The following is a 4,446-nucleotide window of genomic DNA, read 5'->3' as shown; positions in this document are numbered from 1 at the left end:
ACGCGGCCAGGTTGCGCAGCATCATGTCCCGGTCACCGTGCCCGGTGGGCCGGGCGGAGGCGGCATGCACCGTGTACAGGCGCACCGGCCCGGCCGCGGTTTCCACATCCAGGCGCAGCGCCCGATCCCAGTCCAGGCCCAAATCCAGCGGCTCGGCCGGCTGACCGGGTACTTGGACCAGACCCCCACGGTGCTGACCGAGAAATGGTACGGGTGGCTGGAGGCCAGGGTGCGGCTCACCTCGGCGTCCTGCCCGGCACCCAGCTCCTGCAGGGCGATGACCTCCGCCCCGGCCTGCGCCAGGGAACGGGCCGCCGAATCCACCTGCCGTTCATGCACGTTCTGGGTGGCCACCTTCAGCCCCTGCACCGGTTCGCCGGCGGGAGCCGGCACCACCATCGGGCCGAAGATCAGCGCCCAGGCCACCGCCGGAACCAGCAGCATCAGGAAGGTGCCGCGCCCGCGCGCGGCCAGGGCAAGGAGCAGCAGCACCGGTACACCCAGCCCCAGCCAGGGGGCCAGGTTGTCGATGACCAGGCCGAGCCCGGCCACGTCGGGAACCTGCTGGTGGAAAACCAGCAGCACGGTCAAGGCAAGGCAGCCGGCAATGATCAGCAGGCGCGCAAATATTCTGGATGCCGACAGGCGGCGTGATGCAACGTGGGACATTGGACTTCAACAGTGCCACAGAAACCTGCAAAAACAATCGATTTGCCCCGCGAAATGCTGTGGACGGTTCAGGCCCCTTCCAGGGGGCCGCCGGAGAGGCGATCTGCCGAGTACGGCTGGTGATCCGAGACCCGGCGTTCCGGATTCTGCTGTTTTGCGGAGCGATACCCGGGCACCTCATCCTGCAGCGACTCATCTTCCAGCTCATGCCAGTCAATGCTGTCCACCGGGTTGTTCCAGCACGCGTTCTCGCGGCGGATGCGCCGGGTCTTCTCCCTGTCCACCCACGCCACCTTCAGGTGGGAGAAGTGATTGGCGTCAAGGACCTGCGCCGGGTAGCGGACCATGACCCGCGGCCCATAACTGGCGATTTCCTGGGCATGGATCAGCGACCCGTCCAGCTGCACCTCCAGATACGGGCATTGGTCGGCCTCGTGATGCTGGATCTGCGCCGGGTCCTCGGCGGCGGGCAAGCGTCCGCGTGATGCCCCCGTCGACTCGCCCTCCATCCAGCGCAGTACGGCGCAGCCATTGAGCAGGCCACCGGTATGAAAAGGATCCCCCATGATTACAACTCCAACTCGTGCCGGGCCAACTGCAGCAGTTCACTAAGCGAACCCTGCGCGAAGGCCTGGCGCTGGCGGCGTGCCCCATTGCCGCGACGTACTGTTTCTTCCAATTCCTGACGGACGTACTCATAGTCCCCGCTGTCCCGCAGGCCGGCTCGATGTGGGTGAGCAGGGTCTGCAGGAAAGCCTCGGTGCTGGTGGTGCTGGAGGTCCAGGGGTTCAGCAGCGGGCCATCCAACCCGTGCTTGGCCGCCTGCCAGAACGCGATGTCCAAGAACTCCGGGTCAAATTCCCGGTTGCGGCTCGGATATTTCACCGCCTGGTCCACCAGCCCGCGCACCAGCAGCGCCAGCAGCACCGAATCGGCGGCCCGCATCTGGGAGTCGGCCACCCGGATCTCCACGGTCGGCTGGTTTTCCGACAGGCGCATCGCCCAGCCCACGTGTCCACTGTCCAGGACCACGTCACTGGCCAGCACCCGGCCCAGGCGCCGGTCGTAGTCCCGGCTGTCCTTGAAGGCCGGCGGAATGCCCTGCACCGACCACCGGCGGTACTGGATGGTGCGCCAGGAGGCGAAACCGGTGTCCGCGGCGCGCCAGTACGGGGAGTTCGCGCTGATCGCCAGCAGCAGCGGAAGCCAGGGGCGCAGCGCGTTCATGGCCACGATCCCGTCCTCACGGTTCTCGATGCCCACGTGGATGTGCTGACCGCTGAGGTAGTGCTCCGCGGCGATGCCGGGCATGTGCTGGGCAATGCGCTGGTAGCGATCGGTGTCGGTGACAGTCGCGGTTTCGGTGCTGATCGCGGGAACCGCGCCCAGCCCCACCGCCATCAGCCCCTCGGCCTGCGCCGCGGAAGCCAGCTTGCGCCGAAAGGTGCGCAGCTGATCCAGCCCGTCCTGGGGACTCTGGCAGACCCCGGTGGCGAACTCGATCTGGCATGCCAGCCATTCCTTCTGGATCTCCCCTTCAAGCCGATGCGTTCCCAGCCCGAGCAGTTCACCGCGCGGAACGGCGGGCAGACCGGTTTCCCCATCGAGCAGGAAGAACTCCTCCTCCACACCAAAGGTGTTCAACGTGTCCTTCCTTCCTTTCTCCCACGCACGCCGCTTGCGTCGACGGCGGGTGGGGGCCAGTGCCTGTCGGTAATCCTGGTGCGACACTAGGCCAGTGACGCCGCCGCTGAAAGGGGACCGGGTGAATTCACATGCTGCGTTCAAGAAGCCATAGCGGAGCCTGATGGTAAACGGCAGGAAATTTGCTGAACCGTTCCGATGAATCCATTGACATTTGTTTGATGCCCTGCCCGCGACTCGTAGCGTGAGGGGCAGGAATCAGGCACGAATCCCCGTGCCGGCGCCGACCGGTGCTGACCGGGCACCCGCTGGCGGCTGCGGGGGTTTGTCGCCGAACACCGACTTCATCTGCCTCGAACAACTCACGTAGGAGCGCACGCATGAACAAGCCAGCCAATCAACCCAATCAATCCGCCAACGCGAAGCACACCGGTCCGCCGGAGGATGCCGGAACCGGTTACGGCCAGCGTTCCGAGCACATGACCACCAGCCAGGGCGCCCCGGTGCGCGATACCGACCATTCGCTGAAGGCCGGTCCGCGCGGCCCGGTGCTGCTGCAGGATCACCACCTGCGCGAGAAGATCACCCACTTTGACCACGAACGCATTCCCGAGCGCGTGGTCCACGCCCGCGGCGCCGGGGCCTTCGGGCAGTTCACCAGCTACGGCACCGCCGAATCGATCTGCGCCGCCGGTTCCTGGAACCCGGACGCGTCACCCGGGTGTTTTCCCGCTTCTCCACCGTGGTCGGTTCGCGCGGCTCCTCGGACACCGTGCGCGACACCCGCGGGTTCGCCACGAAGTTCTACACCGAGGAGGGGGTCTTTGACCTAGTGGGGAACAACATCCCGGTGTTCTTCATCCAGGACGGCATCAAGTTCCCGGACATCGTGCACGCCGCCAAACCGCACCCGGACCTTGAGATCCCGCAGGCCCAGTCGGCGCACGACACGTTCTGGGATTTCGTCTCCCTGCACACCCCCGCCCAGGCGCACGCCATCTGGCAGATGAGTGACCGCGGCATCCCGCGGTCCTTCCGGATGATGGAGGGCTTTGGCATCCACACCTTCCGGCTGATCAATGCCGAAGGCAACAGTTGCCTGGCCAAGTTCCACTGGAAGCCCAAGCTCGGGGTGCACTCGTTGACCTGGGAGGAAGCCCAGCTGACCTCCGGGGCGGATCCGGACTTCCACCGCCGGGACCTGGCTGATGCGATCAGCTCCGGGCACTACCCGCAGTGGGAGCTGGGGGTCCAGGTGTTCCCCGATGACGGTTCGGAAAGCTTTGAGGGCATCGACCTGCTGGACCCGACGAAGATCGTGCCCGAGGAACTGGCCCCCGTCCAGCCGCTGGGGCTGCTGGAACTGAACGAGAACCCGTCGAACTACTTCGCCGAAACCGAGCAGGTGGCCTTCCACCCCGGACACCTGGTGCCCGGCATCGACGTCACCAACGACCCGCTGCTGCAGGTGCGCCTGTTCTCCTACATCGACACCCAGCTCAGCCGGCTGGGCGGGCCGAACTTCTCCCAGCTGCCGATCAACCGTCCGCACGCGCCGATCAATGACACGTTCCGCGACGGGATGCACCAGCAGTACATCCACGAAGGGATCGCGCCCTACAAGCCGAACTCGCTGGACGGCGGGTGCCCGTTCATGGCCGAGCCGGGCAGCGAAGCCCAGGCGCGGATGGTGGACTTCCCCGAGGCGGTCACCGAGGCGGTGAAGGAACGCGCCGAGCCGGTGGGCTTCAGCGATCACTTCAGCCAGGCCCGCCTGTTCTACCGCAGCCTCACCGTCCCCGAACAGCTGCACGTGCAGCAGGGGTACTCCTTCGAACTGGGCAAGTGCAGCAGCGAGGAAGTGCGCAAGCGCCAGCTGCAGTGCCTGGCCAACATCGATGAGGAGCTGTGTGCCTCGGTCGCTCTCGCCCTGGGTCTGCCGGCCCCGCAGCCGGATGAGGAGGTCAAGGACACGGCACCGAGTCCCGCGCTGTCCCAGGTCGGCCAGCAGTGGCCGGTCGATGGCCGCGTGCTGGGACTGGTTGTCAGCCCGGAAACCGACCTGGAGCTGGTGCGCCGGCTCAAGGAGGAGGCGATGGGCCTGAACTTGGCGGGTGCTGCTGGTGGCCGCCG

The 4,446-nt window shown here is 66.4% G+C and carries 3 protein-coding genes and 1 pseudogene; 1 reads left to right on the top strand and 3 read right to left on the bottom strand.

The window, feature by feature from the left end; genetic code table 11:
• Positions 1–21 precede the first annotated feature (21 nt).
• The 3 genes from JCM19049_RS08520 to JCM19049_RS08510 all read right to left on the bottom strand — a co-directional run bounded on the left by JCM19049_RS08520 (position 22) and on the right by JCM19049_RS08510 (position 2,313).
• Positions 22–585, bottom strand: coding sequence for a hypothetical protein (locus JCM19049_RS08520; protein WP_279402782.1), 564 nt, complete (start codon positions 583–585; stop codon positions 22–24).
• Between the two features lie 152 nt (positions 586–737).
• Entirely contained in the window at positions 738–1,016 is a 279-nt protein-coding gene (locus JCM19049_RS08515; protein WP_054821378.1) for a hypothetical protein, read from the bottom strand.
• Positions 988–2,313 carry a YbdK family carboxylate-amine ligase gene (locus tag JCM19049_RS08510; protein WP_054821377.1) on the bottom strand — a complete coding sequence of 442 codons (1,326 nt, stop codon included), beginning with the start codon at positions 2,311–2,313 and terminating at the stop codon, positions 988–990. The genes JCM19049_RS08515 and JCM19049_RS08510 overlap by 29 nt, the downstream gene beginning before the upstream one ends.
• A 380-nt stretch (positions 2,314–2,693) precedes the next feature.
• Between JCM19049_RS08510 and JCM19049_RS08505 the strand changes: the two are divergent.
• Positions 2,694–4,446 (top strand): annotated as a pseudogene (locus JCM19049_RS08505) (catalase); the annotation flags it as partial.

Source organism: Arthrobacter sp. JCM 19049, from assembly GCF_001310435.1.
The sequence above is the reverse complement of the archived record's forward strand: the minus strand, read 5'-3'. Positions and strand labels throughout refer to the sequence as shown.

What these genes read in the sequence shown, in the direction of transcription:
- JCM19049_RS08515 (WP_054821378.1), bottom strand. Translation starts at nt 1,016, where the DNA reads ATGGTCCGCTACCCGGCGCAGGTCCTTGACGCCAATCACTTCTCCCAC.